Here is an 18,822-nt window from a genome sequence, read left to right on the forward strand (position 1 = left end):
ATGACGCGGGACGCGCACCGCGGGACGGTCAGCCGCCCTGGATCACCTGCGTGACCCCGTTGATGATCTGCTGCACGGCGATCGCGGAGAGCATCATGCCCGCGAGGCGCGTCACCAGGACCACCCCGCCGTCCTTGATGACCCGGATGATCAGCAGCGAGTAGCGCATGACCAGCCACAGCACGACGTGGACGGCGAGGATCGCCGCCCACACCGACACCTGGGCGGCCGCGCTGTCCGCCTTCTGCACGGCGAGGATGACCGACACGATCGCGCCGGGGCCGGCCAGCAGGGGCATGCCGAGCGGGACCAGCGCGACGTTGACGTCCTTGGTCTGCTGGGGCTCGTCGGTCTTGCCGGTGAGCAGGTCGAGCGCGATCAGCAGAAGCAGCAGCCCGCCCGCGATCATCAGCGCCGGCACGGAAACGTGCAGGTAGTCGAGGATCTGCTGCCCGACCAGCCCGAACAGGACGATCACACCGCCGGCCACGCAGACGGCCTGGAAGGCCATCCGCTTCTGCGCCATGGCGGGCCGCCCCGCGGTCAGGGCCAGGAAGATCGGGGTGATCCCCGGGGGATCCATGATGACGAAAAGGGTCAGGAAGAGGGAGCCGAAGACGGCGACGTCGAACATGAGTGCCTTGCTGAGAACGAGCGAGCGCGGAGCGCTCGAGGAAAGAGCTCAGGGAATGAGCAGGGGGAAAGAAGGGCGTCGACGCCCCGGACAAGGGGGCGACGAGCCGGAGGAGCGGGTGGGGCGTGCGGGCGTGGGACTCAGGCTCCGCCGGCCCCCGGCACCGGGAACGCGCCGGTCGCGCGCCGCGTGATCTCGCCGTACACCTCGGGGTCCGTCGTGAACTCGCCGAGCTCGCAGCTCTTCCGGCTGCCGTGGTAGTCGCTGGACCCGGTCACCAGCAGCCCCAGTTCCTTCGCGAGGCCCCGCAGCCGCGCCCTGGTCTCGGGGTCGTGGTCCATGTGGTCGACCTCGATGCCGTCGAGGCCGGCCTCGGCCAGCTCGGCCATCACGGACTCCGGTACGGTCCGGCCGCGCTTGGCGGCGGCCGGGTGGGCGAACACCGCGACCCCGCCCGCACCCTTGATCAGCCGGAGCGCTTCGAAGGGGTCCGTCTCGTGCTTCTCCACATGGGCCCGGCCGCCGTCGGCCAGCCACTGAGGGGTGAACGCGTCGTCCACGCTCGCCACCACACCCAGTTCGACGAGTGCGGTGGCCACGTGCGGGCGGCCCACCGAGCCGTCGCCGGCGATCCGCGCGACCTGCTCCCAGGTGACGGGCACACCCAGGGCGTTCAGCTTGGCGACCATGCCCCGGGCCCGCGGTACCCGGTCGTCCCGGACCAGCTCGCGCTCGGCGAGCAGGGCCGGCTCCTCGGGGTCGAAGAGGTAGGCCAGCATGTGCATGCCGACACCGTCGAGTCGGCATGAGAGCTCGGCGCCGGTCACCAGCGCGAGCCCCGCGGGGAGCGCGGCGAGGGCCTCGGCGTGACCGCGGGTGGTGTCGTGGTCGGTCAGCGCGACGACGTCGAGACCGGCAGCGGCGGCCTTGCGGACCAGGTCGGCCGGGGAGTCCGTACCGTCGGACGCGGTGGAGTGGGTGTGCAGATCGATACGCACGACGCGTTGCTCCAAGCGGTGGCCGACGGACAGGGACGCCTCAGGATAACCGTATTTCCGAACGCCCCTGTCACACCCGAACCCACCCTGCGCCCCCTACCGCTCTCCGCGCTCCTCAGCCCCGCCCCTTCCCGCGCAGCCGCCCCACGGGCCCCCGCACACCCACCGCGCGAGGACCTACGGTCTCGTCTCCATCAGCCGCGGTGACAGCGCCCCGCAGGGCACCAGTTCCACCTCGGCCCCGGCGTCCCGGAGGTCGGTGAGGACCAGCTCGTCGTACATCAGGAGCCCGGACCGCTCGGGCCAGAGCACCGCCCACAGCCACATCCCGAGGGCCTCGCCCGCGAAGACCGCCCGGTCGTCCGGCGCCTTGGAGACGTGCCAGAGCGGGGTCGGCCGGCCGGCGGCCAGCACCTTGGTGTCGGCGGGTTTCCCGACGTTCATGTACGGGCCGGGGTCCGGGCCGTCGACGCCCGCGTACCGCGCGCCCAGCCCGACGCCGAGTTCCTCGGCCACGAGGACGAGTTCCCCCATGCCGCCGAGCGGTCCGGGCCCGGTGCAGGCGACGGCGGTGGCCCGGCCGCCGCTGCGGTCGTCACCCGCCGAGGCCACGCCGGTGAACAGCCAGCCCACCGGCAGCGGCCACGGCATCCACACCGGCACCCTGGTGCGCTGCACGACGACGTTGAGGGCGTCGACGCTCGGCGGTATCACGGGCTGGACCGGATGCACCACGCCGTGCGCATCGCACTGCCACGCATCGGAGAAGAGGCCGGGAGCCCTGACCCGGCCACCGCACTTCGGGCAACTGGGTTCGCCCCTCATAGGGCCCCACGGTCCTACCCCCGCACCGTCACGTCAAGGACGATCACCCGTCCGGACCGAACCGGTCACCCGGAACCGGACGTGCCCCACTCGGCCCGTCCGGTCGTCCGGTCCGGTCCACCGGCCCGGAGGACACCCTGCGCCCGCCCGTCAACGTCGGCCGGGAACCGGCCAGTTGACGAGGAGGGGGGTGAGCTTGCTCACTCCAGCGGGACGGAGGCGCGGGCGGGATGCCTCAGGTCCGTGCCCCGGGCCAGCCAGCGCTCCTGGAGCGCCTGAGCACCGTGCACCCGCTTCCAGGCGGCCTCGTTCGGAGTCATCGGCAGCAGCGGCAGGAACCGTACGGGCTCCAGGGGCTCGTCGAGCTCCAGGTCCTCCACCAGACCGCCCGGCTCGGCGACCAGCACCGAGGTGAACGGGGCCCCGGGCCACAGCGGTTCACCGACGTCGAGGGAGGCGCCGGGGGCCACGACCACGCCCTCGACCTGCGGGGACGCCGCGAGCACGGCGAGCGGACGGAGCACCTTGTCGGTGTCGGCGAGACCGGCCCGTACGGACAGCAGCAGCTCCACGCGCGGGCCCGCCACCGGGTCCGCGACCACCGCCGTGGGGTCGGCCATGGGCTGCGCGGACATGCCGAGGGTGGCGTAGCGCACGATGTCGCCCTCGCGGAAACGCAGCACCTCGAAGCGGTCCGTACCCAGGAAGGTGACCGCCGCGCGTGCGTCCGGTTCGCCCAGAGCCGTACGCAACCGGGCCTCGACCAGAGGAAGAACATCAGCCATGCGGCGAGCATAGAACTCGCCAGTAGCAGGCGAAGCGGCACCTTGACACATCGGTCGGCTGCTACTCTGGCCCGGTGGTTCGGGGCAGCACGCAGGAGGCCGCCCAGGCACCGCCCAGGCCTTGGGGTCGTCACTTCAGGGCGTCGCCTCGGTGCGCTGGGAGAGTCGGTCCGCGTCCCGAGCCCCGATGTGACGCTTCCCCCCACGGGGGAATCCCCTGAATCCCCTCAGGGGATGAGGATCGTCCCTCACGAGGGACCGGCCGGAGGAGGTGGGGCTGGCATGGACCGAAGTCGACCGTGCAGTAGCACCCGCTCTTCCACCCGCTGATGTAGCCGCTCCGTACTGGCTGCCACCCCTCACCATCGCGTCTTCACCGGAAGAGCATCTCGTTTCGTTGTGCCTGATCTGCCCCAGCAGCTGTGTCAGCGACGGAACTCGCCACCGCGACGGTTCGGTGCTCCCCGCTTTGTGGACGTGCCAAACATCCTGCGCCTCAACTCTTCTCGGAGGCAGGGACAATCCCTGGTCAGGACGTCCTCATTCCGGGTGGTTCCACCCGTCACGCCGGCGCCTTTCGTTGCCCGTTTCGCGAAGGAGCCCGCCATGTCGATGATCCGCGACCTGCGCGCCGTGGTCCGTCCCTCCCGTGTCTCGCCGCGCAAGGAGAGCGGCGCCCCCTACGACAGCACCCGCGACCCGGCGACGACCACCGCGGTCGTCGACTGCGCCATCTACCGCGACGGCCGGCGCGTGGCCACCGGGAGCCCGCTCACCCCGCAGGAGGCGATGCGCCTGGTGCGCCGTGACTCGGGCTTCGTGTGGATCGGCCTGCACGAGCCGACCGAGGACGAATTCGCCGGTATCGCACGCGAGTTCGGGCTGCACCCGCTGGCCGTGGAGGACGCGGTCCAGGCCCATCAGCGGCCCAAGCTGGAGCGCTACGACGACTCGCTCTTCACGGTCTTCAAGACCATCCACTACCTCGACCACGACCGGCTCAACTCCAGCAGCGAGGTCGTCGAGACCGGCGAGGTGATGTGCTTCACCGGCCGGGACTTCTTCATCACCGTCCGGCACGGTGGCCAGGGCTCCCTGCGGGCCCTGCGGCACCGTCTCCAGGAGGACCCCGAGCTGCTGGCCAAGGGCCCCTCGGCCGTCCTGCACGCCATCGCCGACCACGTCGTCGACGGCTACATCGCGGTCGCCGACGCCGTGCAGGACGACATCGACGAGGTGGAGACGGAGGTGTTCTCGCCGGGCCGGGGCGGCACGCCGCGCGGCACGGACGCCGGTCGGATCTACCAACTCAAGCGCGAGGTGCTGGAGTTCAAGCGGGCGGTGTCGCCGCTGCTGCGGCCCATGCAGCTGCTCAGCGAGCGGCCGATGCGGCTGGTCGATCCGGAGATCCAGAAGTACTTCCGGGACGTCGCCGACCACGTGGCCCGGGTGCACGAGCAGGTGATCGGCTTCGACGAGCTGCTCAACTCCATCCTCCAGGCCAATCTCGCGCAGGCGTCCGTGGCGCAGAACGAGGACATGCGCAAGATCACCTCGTGGGCCGCCATCATCGCCGTGCCGACGATGGTCTGCGGGGTGTACGGCATGAACTTCGACTACATGCCGGAGACGAGCTGGAAGTACGGCTACCCGGTGATCCTCAGCGTGACGGTGATCCTCTGCCTGGGCATCCACCGCACCCTGAAGCGCAACGGCTGGCTCTGAGAGAAGGACCGGCTCCGGGAGAACGGCCGGCTCCGGGAGAGGCCCTGCCCCCGAGCGGGCCCTGGATAGGCTGGGCCCATGACAAGTGCGACCAGTGCGCTGTTCGACCGGGCCCTCATCGAGGAGGCCACGAAGAAGTCCGGCCTCGTCTGGGTCGAGGGGCCCGGTGCCCCGGCCCGGCCGTTGTGGCACGTGTGGCACGAGGGTGCGATGTGCCTGGTCGGCGACGGGCCCGGGGAGCAGCCGCTGCCGGGGCTGGCCGACGGCGTCTCGGCCGAGGTGACGGTGCGCAGCAAGGACAAGGGCGGCCGACTGGTCTCCTGGACCGCGAAGGTCGTGGAGCTGCCGTCCGGCTCCGAGGAGTGGGACGCGGCGGTCGCCGTGCTCAAGGGCAAGCGCCTCAACGCACCCGACGGCGAGGCGATGACGGAGCGCTGGGCCCGTGAGTGCCGCGTCCTGCGCCTGGAGCCGACCGGGGCGACGGCGCCGTTGCCCGACGGCTCACTGGCCGGGCCCCCGCTGCCGACCCCGGTGACGACCCGGCGTCCGCTCCCCGCGGGCCTGCCCCGGCTGCTGGCGGGCAGGCGGGGCCCGAAGAAGCACCGTTAGCCGGTCGCGGCCCCGCCGCGGCTACGAGGCCGGGAGCTGTCCGCCGTAGTCCAGGGTCTCGCTCTCGGCCGGTTTCTCCAGGGCGAAGTCACTGCCCCAGGCCGAGAAGGTGAGGGTGCCCGCCTTGCCGGCCCGCACCAGGCGCAGGGGATACGGCTTGCCCTCCAGGGAGACGTCCAGGGTGCCGCCGGAGCCCCGGTCGCCGGCGATGCGGATGCACCGGACGCCCCCCTGCTCGTGGTGGCCGTCCGTGGCCAGCTTGCCGTGCAGGGGCAGCAGTGCGCCGAGGAGGACATCCTTGTCCGCGAAGCGGACGAACTTCTTGTACGACGGATCATCCTCCGGCACCTTCACGTACTTCTCGGCGAGCTTGCCGGCCACCGCCGTGTCCGACGCGCCGCCGCCCTCGTCGCTCACGCCCCCGCCCTCCGCGGCGTCCTTGTCGCCCTTGCCGTTCGCCCAGAAATCCGCGTCGGCCTTCAGGAAGAGCTCGTCGTCGACCTTCAGCAGCCTGAACGTCTGCCCTCCGGCGGTGACCGAACCGATGCCGCCCTCGGGTTTGAGCCGCATGTCGAGCTTGTAGGTGCTCCCGCTGGTGACCACGCTTCCGTGCAGCCGCACGGTCTCGACCGATGTGGCGGCCGTCAGGGTTCTCTTCTGGATCTCGTCGGCGGTCAGTCTGCCGACACCGTTGGTGCCCTCGTTCGGGTCCACTTCCTCGGAGCATCCCGTGAGCGTCATTCCGGTCACGAGCAGCACGCACACGGCGCGCGCCAGCGCGGCGGCGCGAGACCGGCCCTGGGAGATCGGAGTCACAGGTTGCGCTGCCTCTCTGATGGGGACCTGAACGGCGTACCGCAGATTACCGGGGACGTACGGCCCGGGCGGAGGCAGTCCGTCCGGGCTGGCCCTCGGGCACCGACGATCAGGACGGGCTAGCCTGAAACCCACTTGAGCAGGGCAGCCGGACACCGAAGGCGGGAAGAGACAGGAACAGAACAAGCAGTATCACGCACGGCACGACCCCGTATGAAAAGGAGCCGCCGCCATGGCAGCGGGCGCCCCCCGGTTCTTCGTCTCGCACCTCTCCGGCGTCGCCGCCTTCGATCCGGCCGGTGACCAGGTGGGGCGCGTGCGCGACCTGGTCGTCATGCTGCGGGTCGGCCGCCGTCCACCTAGGCTGCTCGGCCTGGTGGTCGAACTCCCCACCCGGCGCCGCATCTTCCTGCCCATGAACCGGGTGACCGCCGTGCAGTCCGGTCAGGTCATCACCACCGGTGTGCTCAACGTCCGGCGCTTCGAGCAGCGGCCCACCGAGCGGCTCGTCTTCGGTGAGCTCCTGGACCGCAGGGTGACGCTGGTGGAGACCGACGAGGAGGTCACCGTCCTCGACCTGTCGGTGCATCAGTTGCCGGCCCGTCGGGAATGGGAGATCGACCGGGTGTTCGTCCGCAAGGGCAAGAAGGGCGGAACGTTTCGGCGCGGCAAGGGGGAGGCACTGACCGTCGAGTGGTCCGCGGTCACCGGCTTCTCCCTGGAGGAGAAGGGGCAGGGCGCCGAGAACCTGCTCGCCACCTTCGAGCAGCTGCGCCCCGCCGACCTGGCCAACGTCCTGCACCACCTCTCCCCCAAGCGCCGCGCCGAGGTCGCCGCCGCCCTGGACGACGACCGCCTGGCGGACGTGCTGGAGGAGCTGCCCGAGGACGACCAGGTGGAGATCCTCGGCAAGCTGAAGGAGGAGCGCGCCGCCGACGTCCTGGAGGCCATGGACCCCGATGACGCCGCCGACCTGCTCTCCGAACTGCCCGAGGCGGACAAGGAGCGGCTGCTCAGCCTGATGCAGCCCGCCGACGCGGCCGACATGCGGCGTCTGATGTCGTACGAGGAGCACACCGCGGGCGGTCTGATGACGACCGAGCCGATCGTGCTGAGGCCCGACGCGACCGTCGCCGACGCGCTGGCCCGCATCCGCAACCCCGATCTGTCCCCGGCGCACGCGGCCCAGGTCTACGTCTGCCGGCCGCCGGAGGAGACCCCGACCGGCAAGTACCTGGGCACGGTCCACTTCCAACGCCTGCTGCGCGACCCCCCGTACACCCTGGTCGGCTCGATCCTCGACGACGACCTGCAGCCGCTGGAGCCGGACGCGGCGCTCCCCGTGGTCGCCGGGTTCTTCGCCACGTACGACATGGTGGCGGCGCCCGTGGTCGACGAGGCGGGTGCGCTGCTGGGCGCGGTGACGGTGGACGACGTACTGGACCACATGCTGCCCGAGGACTGGCGGGAGACCGAGTTCCATCTGGACGACGACAACGACAACAGCGGTAACAACGACAACAACGACAACAACGGCGGTGACAGCGACAACGCGCACGACGCCGGCGAGACGAACGGCAGGGACGCCGAGGACGGCGACGGGGTGGTGACCGATGGCTCCTGAGCGAGAGGGCGGGCGCGAGCGCCTGCCGGCGGGCGCCACGGCCGCCGGGCGCCCGCGTACCCCCCGGCTGGACCAGCCGCGCGCCCCCCGGCGCCGGCTCCTGCCCGAGTGGGACCCGGAGGCCTTCGGGCGGCTGTCGGAACGGATCGCGCGTTTCCTGGGCACCGGGCGGTTCATCGTCTGGATGACGGTCGTCATCATCGTGTGGCTGGTGTGGAACGTGTCCGCGCCGAAGGAACTGCGCTTCGACGAGTACCCGTTCATCTTCCTGACCCTGATGCTGTCCCTCCAGGCCTCCTACGCCGCCCCGCTGATCCTGCTCGCACAGAACAGGCAGGACGACCGCGACCGGGTCAACCTGGAGCAGGACCGCAAGCAGGGCGAGCGGTCGATCGCGGACACCGAGTACCTGACCCGGGAGATCGCCGCCCTGCGGATCGGGCTCGGGGAGGTCGCGACGCGGGACTGGATCCGCTCGGAACTGCAGGACGTGATGAAGGAACTGGAGGAACGCCACAACGGACACCGGGATCACCACGGCTCATTCCCCGCGATGCGGGCGCAGCGGCCTCCGGGACGTGACGCAGACGACCACTGACGGGCTTACCGGGGAATGTACCGGGCGCCGTACCATCGACATCATGGCTACGGAAGACGCGGTGCGCGAAGCACTGGCGACGGTGAACGACCCGGAGATCAACCGGCCCATCACCGAGCTCGGCATGGTCAAATCTGTGGAGATCGGTGCGGACGGTGCGGTCGCGGTCACCGTGTACCTGACGGTCTCCGGCTGCCCCATGCGGGACACCATCACGCAGCGGGTGACGGACGCGGTCGCCGGGGTCGAGGGCGTCACCCGCGTCGACGTCACGCTGGACGTGATGAGCGACGAGCAGCGCAAGGAGCTGGCGAGCGCCCTGCGGGGCGGCCAGGCCGAGCGCGAGGTGCCGTTCGCCAAGCCGGGCAGCCTGACCCGGGTGTACGCGGTCGCCTCCGGCAAGGGCGGTGTCGGCAAGTCGTCGGTGACGGTGAACCTGGCGGCGGCGATGGCGGCCGACGGGCTGAAGGTGGGCGTCGTGGACGCCGACATCTACGGTCACTCGGTGCCGCGCATGCTGGGTGCCGACGGGCGTCCGACCCAGGTCGAGAACATGATCATGCCGCCGTCCGCGCACGGCGTGAAGGTCATCTCCATCGGCATGTTCACCCCGGGCAACGCGCCGGTCGTGTGGCGCGGCCCGATGCTGCACCGCGCGCTGCAGCAGTTCCTGGCGGACGTGTACTGGGGCGACCTGGACGTGCTCCTGCTCGACCTGCCCCCGGGCACCGGTGACATCGCGATCTCGGTCGCCCAACTGGTCCCGAACGCCGAGATCCTGGTCGTCACCACGCCTCAGCAGGCGGCGGCCGAGGTGGCCGAGCGGGCGGGTTCCATCGCCGTGCAGACCCACCAGAAGATCGTCGGCGTGGTCGAGAACATGTCCGGCCTGCCGTGCCCGCACTGCGACGAGATGGTCGACGTCTTCGGCACCGGCGGCGGCCAGTCGGTGGCCGACGGGCTGACCCGGACCACGGGCGCCGACGTCCCGGTGCTCGGCTCCATCCCCATCGACGTGCGCCTGCGCGAGGGCGGCGACGAGGGCAAGCCGGTCGTCCTGTCCGACCCGGACTCCCCCGCCGGTTCGGCGCTCCGCTCGATCGCCGGCAAGCTCGGCGGCCGCCAGCGCGGCCTGGCGGGCCTGTCGCTCGGCATCACGCCGCGCAACAAGTTCTGAGCGCTCCAGCGGCCCGGTAAGGGGCCGGGAGCCGCCGCAGCGCACTCACACGGGGGGCGCCGTCCGCCGGGGCGGCGCCCTTCGCCCTACGGGGCGGCCGCACGGGTCCGTACGGGACTCCCGCACGGGCCGCGGGCTCAGGCCCCCGCGTAGGCGCTGATGTCCTTGACCACGGCGAAGCCCAGGCCGTACGCGCTCATGCCCCTGCCGTACGCGCCGACGTGCACACCCGCCTGCGTCGATCCCGCGAGCACCCAGCCGAACTCGGACTCCCGGTAGTGGAAGGGCGTCGGCACCCCGTCCACGGGGAGGGACAGCGTCGACCAGTCCGGTCCGGCGAGGTCGTCCGCGAGCACCCAGGCCGTCTCCGTCTGCTGCTCCAGCCAGTCGTCGCGCAGGGAGTGGTCCATCTGGCCCGGCCAGGTGAACGACAGCAGCCCCACACCGGCGAGCCAGGCGGCGGAGGACACCGAGGTGGCCTCCAGCAGGCCGGTGCCGTCCGCGCTGCGGCGCACCGGGTTGGCGGCCACGGTCACGGCGACCGCGAACTTCTCCTTGACCTCCTGGCCGGTCCCGGCCGTGTACTCGCTGCGCACCGAGGGCTCGTCACCGTGCCCGATCGACCCGTGCTCGACGACCCCGTCGGCCGTGGCGCCGACCTGCATCAGCCAGCGCCGCCCCGTGAACGCCTCGTCGAGGCCGTACCAGGGAAAGGGCGCGCGCAGGTAGCCGTCGACCGTACGCCAGGCGGAGGGGGCGTGTCCTCCGTCCTCCGCGGCCGCCGCCTGCGCGACTGCCCGACTCGTCGTCTCCATGCCCGGACGCCTCCTCGCTCTGGTCGGACCGGGGCGGCCCGCCCCCCTTCGGGCGTACTCGTCCGGACCGCACAACAACTGGGGCAGCATAGCCACCTCGTCGGCGCGGGCCGGGAAAAGCGCCCGGCGCGTGGGCCGCTTGGATGTCCGGTTCAGGCCGTGCGGGACCCCTGCGGAGTATGAAACGCGTCACGTGCGCGGGGGCTGTTTCTCTGCGGACCCGCGGATCCGCGCAGGGTGTGCCTCAGGTGGCGTCCGCGTCGAAGGGCGGGCGGTCGTCGGCGGCCGACGGCTCGGGCTTCTTCGTCATGTCGATGCGGCCACCCCCAGAGGACGCAGAGGAAGCGGCAGCCGCAGTGGACCCGGCAGAGGACGACGTGGAGTCGCGGCCGTGGACGGCGTCCGTGACGTCGGCCATCTCCTTCTTCAGGTCGAAGCCGCTGCGGATCTCCTTGAGCCCCAGCTCGTCGCTGTCCAGCTGCTTGCGGATGAACGTCTTGGGGTTGAGGTCCTCGAACTCGAAGTCCTTGAACTCCGGGCCGAGTTCCTCGCGGATGTCCTGCTTGGCACTGTCCGAGAAGTCGCGGATCTTCCGGATCGTCCGGCTCACGTCCTGGATGACCTTGGGGAGCTTGTCCGGACCGAAGACGAGCACGGCGAGGACGACGAGCGTCACCAGCTCGAGCGGTCCTATGTCATTGAACACCTGAAGCTCCTTGCGATGTTCTCGGCCCTCGGCCCTCGGTGGTCGGTGCGTCAATTCGTCCGTGCGCCCGTACGTCCGTGCGGTCCTCCGTGGTCCGGGCCGGATCCACGGTACCCGCCGCCCCGTACGACCGGTACCGTCCCGTGGCTTCCGGGCGCGTGCGGCGGGGGGTCTTCCCCGCCCGTTCGCCTTCTCGTGGCGTGCGGTACGCCTCGGTCGCCGCCCTGCTCAGTCACCGCCGGAGGACCCGAGCACCAGCGAGACCTCCCGCTCCTCGCCGTCCCGTTCCAGGGTGAGCTCCAGCCGGTCCCCGGGGCGGTGGGCGCGGGTCTTGACGATGAGTTCCTCACCCGAGTGGACGCGTCGGCCGTCGACCTTCGTGATGACGTCGCCGGCCTTGATCCCGGCCTTGGCTCCGGGGCCGCCGGTGCTGACCGGGGGCCCTCCGTCACTGCCCCTGGTGCCGACGCGGGCGCCGTCACCGGTGTAGTCCATGTCCAGGGTGATGCCGATCACCGGGTGGGTCGCCTTACCGGTGTTGATCAGTTCCTCGGCGACGCGCTTGCCCTGGTTGATGGGGATGGCGAACCCGAGCCCTATGGAGCCCGCCTGGCCGCTCTCCCCCTCGTCGCCACCGCTGCCGGCGGAGCGGATGGCGGAGTTGATGCCGACCACGCGGGCCTGGGCGTCGAGCAGGGGGCCGCCGGAGTTGCCGGGGTTGATCGGCGCGTCGGTCTGCAGGGCGTCGACGTACGACACGTCGCTGCCGTCGCCCCGCCCGCCGCCCGCCGTGATGGGGCGTTCCCGCGCGCTGATGATGCCGGCGGTGACCGTGCCGGCCAGGTCGAAGGGTGCGCCGATGGCGATGACGGGATCGCCCACCCGCACGTTGTCCGAGTTGCCGAGAGGCAGGGGGTCCAGTCCGCTGACGCCCTTGACCTTCACCACGGCGAGGTCGTAGCCGCTGTCCCGGCCGACGAGCGTGGCCCTCGCGGTGTCGCCGCTGTGGAAGGTGACGGTGATCTCGCCGTCGCTTCCGGCGGGCTGCACGACATGGTCGTTGGTGAGGATGTGCCCGCGGCCGTCGAGCACGAACCCGGTACCGGTGCCCGCCGACGCGGCGCCGCTGACGTGCAGGGTGACGACGCTGGGCAGCGCCTGCGCGGCGATCCCGGCGATGCTCCCGGGGTCCCGTCCGGCGGGCTCCTCCCCGGCCTGCGGCAGCTCCACGGCACCCACACCACCGTTGCGCTCCAGGTGGGCGCCCACGATTCCGCCGACGACGCCGGAGGCGAGCGCGACCACCAGCATGAGGCCGATGAGCTTCCTCCGGGCGCGCTTGCGCCGCTGGTCCTTCGTGGGCTCCGCGACCCCGGTCTGCTGCAACGGCGCACTCGCCCCGGCGGCGGGCGCCGCCCAGGGGTCGTAACGCTGCCAGGGGTCGGCTGCCGCCGCGGCGTCCGTGGCGGAGGCGGCCGGGGGCGCGGGTGCGGGTGCGGTGTGGCTCGCGGCCGGGGGGCCGGGCTCGAACACGGTGGGAACGGTGGGAGCTGCGGTGGCCGGGGCGGGCGCGCCGGGCGTCGGCAGGTCCGACGCCGGATGCCGCACCGGGTGCGGGACCGCCGTGTCCTGCGCGGGAGTTGCCGCCGGATGCTGAACCGGGGGCGCCGGCGCCCAGGGCCCCGGCTCGCCGTACGGCGGGGTGCTGTAGGGGTCGGGATCGTGCAGCGGCCGGGGCTGCTCGGTCTGCCCCACGCCGTATCCGGCCCCGGCGGGCTCGACGGCCCCGGCGAGGCGGCCTGCCACCGCTGCCTCGCCGGTCTCCGCGGCTTCCGTGGCCTCGGCGGCTTCCGTGGCCTCGGCGCTCAGGGGCCGGTGCAGTTCGTAGTCGCCCCCGGGGGTGGTCGCAGGTACAGCGGGCCGTGCGAGTTCGAAGTCTCCGCCGGCGTCCCGCGCACGCTCCCTGTCGGGCTCCGTGTCCCGTTGCACCGCCTCGGACGGGGTGGCTCCGGCCGCTGCCGGCTCGGCGGACTCCTCCTGCTCCCCCGTCGGGCCCGCCTTCGTGGGCTTCCCCTCGTTCATGCTCTCCCCACAGCTGGCCGCAGATCGTCGACTCCGTGGCTCCGTACGCCTCCGCGCTTCAGAGCCGGTCCGGCACCCGGCTGCAGTCGGCCTGGGCGCGCCACCTGGATTCAATCAGGTTCGCACGCCCGTGCGCAGCGGACGGGGTGGGGGCGGTGCACCGGTCAGCGGAGCATGCGGGAAGATGCCGAGGACGCCGAGGTCTCCGAGGACACGGTGGGGGCCGGAGCCGCGGTCGCACCGACCGTGGAACCAGTGGCCGTGGAACCGGTCGCGGTGGTCCCGGGGGCCGTGGACCCGGGGGCGGTGGGGAACGAACCGGGTGCCATGAGCCCGGAGGTCGTCTCCCACGCGGACAGCACCAGCGGCGGGGCCGTGCTGAGCGGCGGTATCAGCGGGGACACCAGGGCCGCGTCGGCCATGACCGGGGCTGCCAAAGCACTGTGGTGCCGGTGGGCGGGCGGCGGCGCCCCGGGAAGCAGCGGTGCGGAGGCCTGCGCCGGAACATCGCCCGGGGCGCTCTGCCCCTGCGGCTGAGCGACCGACGGTGCGGTGCCGCGGCGCCGCTGGGAGTCGGGCGCCGTCGTCGCCGCGCTGCCCTGGGTGCGCATCGGAGTCACGTTGCTGCCGTTGCCCGAGCCGCGGGCCGCCGTGTCGGCGGGCGTGACCCCGGCCACACCGCCGAGGGCGATCGCGGCCAGCGACACCGCTCCGGCGGCAGCGGCGGCGAACCGCAGCCCGCGCGAGGCGGGACGGTCCGGCTCCGGTCGGCTGACGTCATGGATGCGGAAGCCCCGGCCGGCTCCGATCGCGCCCGCTGAGGAGGCCGGCAGCGGAGCATGCCGGCGGGAGGGCGCGTAGGCGAACTCGAACCGCTCGCCACGACTGCCGGTCCCGAAGACTCCGGAGATCCGGCCGTGCGGCCCGGACGGGTCGCCCGGCAGCCCTCCTCTGTTCAGCGGCGAGCCACCGCCCAGGTCACCGCCCGCAGGCAGGCCCTGGAGGCGGGCCAGGAAGCTCTCGGAGGGCGGTGGCGGGGCCGCCTTCGCGAAGACGTTCTTCAGCCGGCGCTGCGCGTCCACCTCCGTCTTGCATTTCGCGCAGGTGGCGACGTGTGCCAGTACGCGCTCGCGCGCGTCATGACCGAGCTCTCCGTCCACCAGGGCGGAGAGTCGGTCTCCCAGGTGCTCCTCTGCGAGGTGTCCCTCGGCAGGTTTCGGCAGTGATCCACTCACGCGCTCGTGCCCCCTCCCCCCAGTGCGGGAACACGCGGCACGAAGGAGCGGCGCTCCGTACGTGCCTGGGGCGAGCGGTGAGCGAGGGCCTTGCGCAGCTGGGAACGCCCGCGGTGGATCCGGGACCGGACCGTGCCGAGCTTGACGCCGAGGGTCGCGGCGATCTCCTCGTACGACAGTCCCTCGATGTCGCAGAGGACGACCGCGGCGCGGAACTCCGGAGCGAGGGTGTCGAGGGCCTGCTGGACGTCCGCGTCGAAGTGGGTGTCGTTGAAGACCTGCTGGGGGGTGGGCTCCTTGCTGGGCAGCCGCTCGGCCGCGTCGTCGCCCAGCGAGTCGAACCGGATCCGCTGCTTACGGCGCACCATGTCCAGGAAGAGGTTGGTGGTGATGCGGTGCAGCCAGCCCTCGAAGGTGCCCGGCGTGTACGTCGACAGCGAGCGGAAGACACGGACGAAGACCTCCTGGGTGAGGTCCTCCGCGTCGTGCTGGTTACCGGTGAGACGGTAGGCGAGCCGGTAGACCCGGCCGCTGTGCGTGCTGACGATCTCCTCCCAGGTGGGCGGAGTCCACGCCTGCCCGTCCGCGTCGGTGGAGAAGCTCGCGGTCTGGGCCGGCTCAGCGGCGTGGATGTGGTCAGCAACGGTGTTGTTCACGGATTTCGGCCTACCCGCCGATCCGAGGAAGCGCTTCAGCGCTCCGCCCCGATCCACAGGCGCAGCCGCACCTCCCCTATCGGCTCTGGTGGTGTCCAGTGGAGCCCCTACCATAGCCACCTCGCCCGTTAGCTCCGGATAAGCGGTTTTACGAGAAATTGATCTGGGCTGCCACGGCTCGTGGGCCTGCGTCAGCACTTGCTCGGTGTCCTCGCTCACCCGCTCACCCCCCTCACGGCACACGCCGCTTGCTCTTCCCCTTGAACGACCGGTCCCATCAGTGGGTTCCCGGCGCCAACGGATAAAGTCACGCCGAGGCAACCACGGGGACAGGAGAGGGTCATTACCGCCAACCGGCAGACGAGCTGGGCGTTCTCGGACGCCTATGTCGCCGAGGACGAGGCGCTGCACTGGGCCCGGGACCGGGCTCGCGAGGCAGGGCTGCGCTCGGTGGCGCCCGGTACGGGCGCGGCTCTGCGGTTGCTCGCGGCCACCGTGGACGCCAAGGCGGTCGCGGAGATCGGCACGGGATGCGGGGTCTCCGGGGTCCACCTGCTGCACGGCATGCGGCCGGACGGGGTACTGACCACGGTCGACCAGGAGCCGGAGCACCAGCAGTCGGCCCGCCAGGCCTTCCGCACGGCGGGCTTCGCCGCCAACCGGGCCCGCTTCATCCCCGGCCGGGCCCTGGACGTCCTGCCCCGTCTCGCGGACTCCGGCTACGACCTCGTCTTCTGCGACGGGGACCGGCTCGAGTACCAGGACTATCTCGCCGAATCGTTGCGCCTGCTGCGCCCGGGAGGCCTGGTCGCCTTCGAAGGGGTCTTCGCGAGCGGCCGGACGGTGGACTCCGGTCCGCAGCCCACCGAGGTGCTGCGGCTGCGGGAACTGGTGCGGGCCGTGCGCGAGAGCCAGGAACTGGTGTCGTCGCTGCTGCCCGTGGGCGACGGACTGCTCTGCGCGGTGAAGCGGTGAAGCGGTGAAGCGGTGAGCAGATGCACAAACACGCGCCCAGACCACCAGGCAACGCTCTGACCTGCTTAAACAGTCGCCCCGGTACCACGTGCGGCACCGGGGCGACTGAACTGAAACTGAAAGGGTATGGTCGCTTGCGCGTCAGCCGACGACCTTCTTGAGGGCGTCGCCGAGCGCGTCGGCCTCATCCGGGGTCAGCTCGACGACGAGCCGACCGCCGCCTTCGAGCGGAACGCGCATGACGATGCCCCGCCCCTCCTTGGTCACCTCGAGCGGGCCATCACCCGTCCGCGGCTTCATGGCCGCCATGCTCGTTCCCCTTCCTGAAACCCAGCTCAACCGTCTGAAGCCGACGGCCCACTGAAGGGCACCTGCGGTCCTTGAAGCAGGACACACGCCACCGGCATCGAACACATTGCTTCCAGGCCATTATCCCGCATCGCAGGACCCAATGACCAACATCAGTCGGCATCGCTTGGGCAACGCGCGCGAGCAAAACCACTCAATTCGGCGATGTGGCTGCGATACTGCGCCACCGCACGCAGTTCCACCGAACGAAAACGACCTGTAATTCTTTGACGCAGGTCACACACCGGGGTCACGCCACCGTCGGCCATCTCCGTCATGCTGTCCTGCACAGGGGCGTACCGGCCGGTACGCCCCCGAGCCGCCACGCGGAGGGGACACACCATGGCCGACACCGTGCTCTACGAGGTGCGCGACGGGCTCGCGACGATCACGCTGAACCGCCCGGAGGCGATGAACGCGCTGAACGTGGCGGCGAAGGTCGCGCTCAGGGACGCGGTCCGGGCCGCCGCGGACGACGCCGCCGTGCGGGCCGTGCTGCTGACCGCCGCCGGTGACCGGGCGTTCTGCGTGGGGCAGGACCTCAAGGAGCACATCGGGCTGCTGACCGCCGACCGCGAGGACGGTTCCGGGCGGACGATGGAGACGGTGCGCGAGCACTACAACCCGATCGTGAAGGCGCTCGCCGGGGCCGCGAAGCCGGTGGTCGCCGCGGTGAACGGGGTCGCGGCCGGAGCGGGCTTCGGCTTCGCGCTGGCGGCGGACTACCGGATCGTGGCCGACACGGCAGCGTTCAACACGTCGTTCGCCGGGGTCGCGCTGACCGCGGACTCCGGGATCTCCTGGACCCTGCCGCGGGTCGTCGGCCCCGGTCGTGCGACCGACCTGCTGCTCTTCCCGCGCAACATCCCGGCCCAGGAGGCGTACGACCTCGGGATCGCGAACCGGCTGGTCCCCGCCGCCGAACTGCGCGCGGAGGCGGAGAGGACGGCGCGGGCGCTGGCGGCGGGGCCGACGGTGGCGTACGCGGCGCTGAAGGAGTCGGTGGCGTACGGGCTCAGCCACTCCCTGGAGGAGACGCTGGGGAAGGAGGACGAGCTCCAGACCCGGGCGGGCGCCTCCGAGGACCACGCGATCGCCGTGCAGGCCTTCGTCAACAAGGAGAAGCCGAAGTACCTGGGCCACTGACCGGCGGCACGGGGCCCGGGGCCACCCAGGGCCCCGGGCCGTGCGGCTCAGGGCCGCCGGGCGACGCAGTCCTTCAGGTGGTCGTCGACCAGCCCGCAGGCCTGCATCAGCGCGTAGGCCGTGGTCGGGCCGACGAAACGCAGGCCCCGTTTCTTCAGCGCCTTGGACAGCGCCGTCGACTCGGGAGTGACCGCGGGGACGTCGGCGAGGGTCCTCGGCGCCGGGCGGCCGGCCCGGTCCGGGGCGTGGGACCAGATCAGGGCGTCCAGATCGCCGGGCGCCCACCCGGCCAGCAGGCGCGCGTTGGCCAGGGTCGCGTCGATCTTGGCGCGATTGCGGATGATGCCGGCGTCGGCCAGCAGGCGCTCCCGGTCTGCGTCGGTGAACTCCGCGACGGCCGCGATCCGGAAACCGGCGAAGGCGGTACGGAAGCCCGGACGGCGGCGCAGGATCGTGATCCAGGACAGGCCGGACTGGAAGGCCTCCAGGCTGAGCCGCTCGAAGAGGGCGTCGTCTCCGTGGACCGGGCGGCCCCACTCCTGGTCGTGGTAGGCGATGTAGTCCTCGGTGGACAGGGCCCAGGGGCAGCGCGGGGCGCCGTCGGGGCCGGCGAGGGCGGCACCGTCGGTCACGGCTGTTCGCCCTGCGGGTGCGCGGCGGGCTTCTCCATGGAGATGTGGGCCGCGACGGCGCGGGCACCGGCGAGCGCGGACTCCAGGTCGGCGATCCGGGCGTCGCGCTCGGCGAGCTCGGCGCCGAGACGGCTGAGGGCGTCGTCCACATCGGCCATGCGGTAGCCGCGGGCGGCGAGCGGGATGCGAAGACCGTCCACGTCCACGCGGCGGACCGGGCGGTCCAGCGGCAGGGAGTCCGTCAGGCGGTCGGGGACCGCCTCGGGCAGCGGGCCGTTCTCTCCACCGCCCACCACGGCGAGGGTCACCGCGGCGACCACCACGGCGAGCGCGACGACCAGGAACAAGAACATAACCATCGCTGGGGCCCCCACGATTGGATCGGGTCGGATGGATCGAGCCGGTCGGATCGAGCCGGATCGGTCGGCGGATCGGA

The 18,822-nt window shown here is 71.8% G+C and carries 21 protein-coding genes; 7 read left to right on the forward strand and 14 right to left on the reverse strand.

Annotated features, from left to right (window positions below):
* Positions 1-28: 28 nt before the first annotated feature.
* The 4 genes from AC6F7H_RS07550 to AC6F7H_RS07565 all read right to left on the reverse strand — a co-directional run bounded on the left by AC6F7H_RS07550 (position 29) and on the right by AC6F7H_RS07565 (position 3,242).
* The gene (locus tag AC6F7H_RS07550) at positions 29-634 is read right to left on the reverse strand and encodes a MarC family protein (RefSeq protein WP_500756046.1); all 606 of its coding nucleotides are present in this window, start codon (positions 632-634) and stop codon (positions 29-31) included.
* 140 nt (positions 635-774) lie between these two features.
* Positions 775-1,632 (reverse strand): PHP domain-containing protein, encoded by an 858-nt coding sequence (locus AC6F7H_RS07555; RefSeq protein WP_500756047.1) that lies wholly within the window; start codon positions 1,630-1,632, stop codon positions 775-777.
* A gap of 177 nt (positions 1,633-1,809) precedes the next feature.
* Entirely contained in the window at positions 1,810-2,457 is a 648-nt protein-coding gene (locus AC6F7H_RS07560) for a DUF6758 family protein (protein ID WP_500756049.1), read from the reverse strand.
* A gap of 200 nt (positions 2,458-2,657) precedes the next feature.
* Positions 2,658-3,242, reverse strand: a complete 585-nt coding sequence (locus AC6F7H_RS07565; protein ID WP_363039634.1) for a suppressor of fused domain protein — start codon at positions 3,240-3,242, stop codon at positions 2,658-2,660.
* 606 nt (positions 3,243-3,848) lie between these two features.
* Between AC6F7H_RS07565 and AC6F7H_RS07570 the strand changes: the two genes are divergently transcribed.
* Together AC6F7H_RS07570 and AC6F7H_RS07575 are read left to right on the forward strand one after the other, a co-directional pair.
* Positions 3,849-4,967, forward strand: a complete 1,119-nt coding sequence (locus AC6F7H_RS07570) for a magnesium and cobalt transport protein CorA (RefSeq protein ID WP_500756050.1) — start codon at positions 3,849-3,851, stop codon at positions 4,965-4,967.
* A 78-nt stretch (positions 4,968-5,045) separates the two neighbouring features.
* Positions 5,046-5,576 carry a hypothetical protein gene (locus AC6F7H_RS07575; RefSeq protein WP_500756052.1) on the forward strand — a complete coding sequence of 177 codons (531 nt, stop codon included), beginning with the start codon at positions 5,046-5,048 and terminating at the stop codon, positions 5,574-5,576.
* Between the two features lie 21 nt (positions 5,577-5,597).
* Here the strand turns inward: AC6F7H_RS07575 and AC6F7H_RS07580 are convergent, their stop codons facing one another.
* Positions 5,598-6,392: a hypothetical protein gene (locus AC6F7H_RS07580; protein ID WP_500756054.1), complete on the reverse strand. Its 795-nt coding sequence runs from the start codon at positions 6,390-6,392 to the stop codon at positions 5,598-5,600.
* Positions 6,393-6,624: 232 nt separating this feature from the next.
* Here AC6F7H_RS07580 and AC6F7H_RS07585 point away from each other — a divergent pair, with 232 nt between their 5' ends.
* Genes AC6F7H_RS07585 through AC6F7H_RS07595 form a run of 3 tightly spaced genes read left to right on the forward strand, consistent with a single transcriptional unit; the run spans position 6,625 to position 9,791 of the window.
* Positions 6,625-8,016 carry a magnesium transporter MgtE N-terminal domain-containing protein gene (locus AC6F7H_RS07585; protein ID WP_500756055.1) on the forward strand — a complete coding sequence of 464 codons (1,392 nt, stop codon included), beginning with the start codon at positions 6,625-6,627 and terminating at the stop codon, positions 8,014-8,016.
* The gene (locus AC6F7H_RS07590; protein WP_500756057.1) at positions 8,006-8,614 is read left to right on the forward strand and encodes a DUF1003 domain-containing protein; all 609 of its coding nucleotides are present in this window, start codon (positions 8,006-8,008) and stop codon (positions 8,612-8,614) included. Before AC6F7H_RS07585 ends, AC6F7H_RS07590 begins: the two co-directional genes overlap by 11 nt.
* Before the next feature lie 43 nt (positions 8,615-8,657).
* Positions 8,658-9,791 carry an Mrp/NBP35 family ATP-binding protein gene (locus AC6F7H_RS07595; protein WP_500756058.1) on the forward strand — a complete coding sequence of 378 codons (1,134 nt, stop codon included), beginning with the start codon at positions 8,658-8,660 and terminating at the stop codon, positions 9,789-9,791.
* Between the two features lie 137 nt (positions 9,792-9,928).
* Here AC6F7H_RS07595 and AC6F7H_RS07600 read toward each other — a convergent pair whose 3' ends face one another.
* From AC6F7H_RS07600 to sigE, 5 genes are all read right to left on the reverse strand, one after another.
* The gene (locus AC6F7H_RS07600) at positions 9,929-10,606 is read right to left on the reverse strand and encodes a hypothetical protein (RefSeq protein WP_500756059.1); all 678 of its coding nucleotides are present in this window, start codon (positions 10,604-10,606) and stop codon (positions 9,929-9,931) included.
* A 244-nt stretch (positions 10,607-10,850) separates the two neighbouring features.
* Positions 10,851-11,312 (reverse strand): sec-independent translocase, encoded by a 462-nt coding sequence (locus AC6F7H_RS07605; RefSeq protein ID WP_500756060.1) that lies wholly within the window; start codon positions 11,310-11,312, stop codon positions 10,851-10,853.
* A 228-nt stretch (positions 11,313-11,540) separates the two neighbouring features.
* On the reverse strand, positions 11,541-13,394 hold the full coding sequence (locus AC6F7H_RS07610; RefSeq protein WP_500756061.1) for a S1C family serine protease: 1,854 nt from the start codon (positions 13,392-13,394) through the stop codon (positions 11,541-11,543).
* A 164-nt stretch (positions 13,395-13,558) separates the two neighbouring features.
* The gene (locus AC6F7H_RS07615) at positions 13,559-14,629 is read right to left on the reverse strand and encodes an anti-sigma factor family protein (protein WP_500756063.1); all 1,071 of its coding nucleotides are present in this window, start codon (positions 14,627-14,629) and stop codon (positions 13,559-13,561) included.
* Positions 14,626-15,399: an RNA polymerase sigma factor SigE gene (sigE, locus tag AC6F7H_RS07620; protein ID WP_500761700.1), complete on the reverse strand. Its 774-nt coding sequence runs from the start codon at positions 15,397-15,399 to the stop codon at positions 14,626-14,628. The genes AC6F7H_RS07615 and sigE overlap by 4 nt, the downstream gene beginning before the upstream one ends.
* A 162-nt stretch (positions 15,400-15,561) precedes the next feature.
* Here sigE and AC6F7H_RS07625 point away from each other — a divergent pair, with 162 nt between their 5' ends.
* Positions 15,562-16,260: an O-methyltransferase gene (locus AC6F7H_RS07625; RefSeq protein ID WP_109376867.1), complete on the forward strand. Its 699-nt coding sequence runs from the start codon at positions 15,562-15,564 to the stop codon at positions 16,258-16,260.
* 141 nt (positions 16,261-16,401) lie between these two features.
* Here the strand turns inward: AC6F7H_RS07625 and AC6F7H_RS07630 are convergent, their stop codons facing one another.
* A complete protein-coding gene (locus tag AC6F7H_RS07630; protein WP_003966491.1) occupies positions 16,402-16,569 on the reverse strand; it encodes a DUF3117 domain-containing protein in 168 nt (55 codons plus the stop codon).
* Between the two features lie 152 nt (positions 16,570-16,721).
* On the reverse strand, positions 16,722-16,886 hold the full coding sequence (locus AC6F7H_RS07635) for a hypothetical protein (RefSeq protein WP_363039651.1): 165 nt from the start codon (positions 16,884-16,886) through the stop codon (positions 16,722-16,724).
* Positions 16,887-16,950: 64 nt separating this feature from the next.
* Between AC6F7H_RS07635 and chcB the strand changes: the two genes are divergently transcribed.
* Positions 16,951-17,754 (forward strand): 2-cyclohexenylcarbonyl CoA isomerase, encoded by an 804-nt coding sequence (chcB, locus tag AC6F7H_RS07640; protein ID WP_500756064.1) that lies wholly within the window; start codon positions 16,951-16,953, stop codon positions 17,752-17,754.
* Between the two features lie 47 nt (positions 17,755-17,801).
* Here the strand turns inward: chcB and AC6F7H_RS07645 are convergent, their stop codons facing one another.
* Both AC6F7H_RS07645 and AC6F7H_RS07650 read right to left on the reverse strand, forming a co-directional pair.
* Complete coding sequence (locus AC6F7H_RS07645) at positions 17,802-18,386, reverse strand: DNA-3-methyladenine glycosylase I (RefSeq protein ID WP_500756065.1); 585 nt, start codon at positions 18,384-18,386, stop codon at positions 17,802-17,804.
* Complete coding sequence (locus tag AC6F7H_RS07650; RefSeq protein ID WP_500761702.1) at positions 18,383-18,739, reverse strand: DivIVA domain-containing protein; 357 nt, start codon at positions 18,737-18,739, stop codon at positions 18,383-18,385. Before AC6F7H_RS07650 ends, AC6F7H_RS07645 begins: the two co-directional genes overlap by 4 nt.
* Between the last annotated feature and the right edge of the window lie 83 nt (positions 18,740-18,822).

Source organism: Streptomyces sp. MMS24-W38, assembly GCF_059889265.1.

What these genes read in the sequence shown, in the direction of transcription:
- AC6F7H_RS07550 (WP_500756046.1), bottom strand. Translation starts at nt 634, where the DNA reads ATGTTCGACGTCGCCGTCTTCGGCTCCCTCTTCCTGACCCTTTTCGTC.
- AC6F7H_RS07560 (WP_500756049.1), bottom strand. Translation starts at nt 2,457, where the DNA reads ATGAGGGGCGAACCCAGTTGCCCGAAGTGCGGTGGCCGGGTCAGGGCT.
- AC6F7H_RS07565 (WP_363039634.1), bottom strand. Translation starts at nt 3,242, where the DNA reads ATGGCTGATGTTCTTCCTCTGGTCGAGGCCCGGTTGCGTACGGCTCTG.
- AC6F7H_RS07570 (WP_500756050.1), top strand. Translation starts at nt 3,849, where the DNA reads ATGTCGATGATCCGCGACCTGCGCGCCGTGGTCCGTCCCTCCCGTGTC.
- AC6F7H_RS07575 (WP_500756052.1), top strand. Translation starts at nt 5,046, where the DNA reads ATGACAAGTGCGACCAGTGCGCTGTTCGACCGGGCCCTCATCGAGGAG.
- AC6F7H_RS07585 (WP_500756055.1), top strand. Translation starts at nt 6,625, where the DNA reads ATGGCAGCGGGCGCCCCCCGGTTCTTCGTCTCGCACCTCTCCGGCGTC.
- AC6F7H_RS07590 (WP_500756057.1), top strand. Translation starts at nt 8,006, where the DNA reads ATGGCTCCTGAGCGAGAGGGCGGGCGCGAGCGCCTGCCGGCGGGCGCC.
- AC6F7H_RS07595 (WP_500756058.1), top strand. Translation starts at nt 8,658, where the DNA reads ATGGCTACGGAAGACGCGGTGCGCGAAGCACTGGCGACGGTGAACGAC.
- AC6F7H_RS07600 (WP_500756059.1), bottom strand. Translation starts at nt 10,606, where the DNA reads ATGGAGACGACGAGTCGGGCAGTCGCGCAGGCGGCGGCCGCGGAGGAC.
- AC6F7H_RS07610 (WP_500756061.1), bottom strand. Translation starts at nt 13,394, where the DNA reads ATGAACGAGGGGAAGCCCACGAAGGCGGGCCCGACGGGGGAGCAGGAG.
- sigE (WP_500761700.1), bottom strand. Translation starts at nt 15,399, where the DNA reads ATGGTAGGGGCTCCACTGGACACCACCAGAGCCGATAGGGGAGGTGCG.
- AC6F7H_RS07630 (WP_003966491.1), bottom strand. Translation starts at nt 16,569, where the DNA reads ATGGCGGCCATGAAGCCGCGGACGGGTGATGGCCCGCTCGAGGTGACC.
- AC6F7H_RS07635 (WP_363039651.1), bottom strand. Translation starts at nt 16,886, where the DNA reads ATGACGGAGATGGCCGACGGTGGCGTGACCCCGGTGTGTGACCTGCGT.
- chcB (WP_500756064.1), top strand. Translation starts at nt 16,951, where the DNA reads ATGGCCGACACCGTGCTCTACGAGGTGCGCGACGGGCTCGCGACGATC.
- AC6F7H_RS07650 (WP_500761702.1), bottom strand. Translation starts at nt 18,739, where the DNA reads ATGTTCTTGTTCCTGGTCGTCGCGCTCGCCGTGGTGGTCGCCGCGGTG.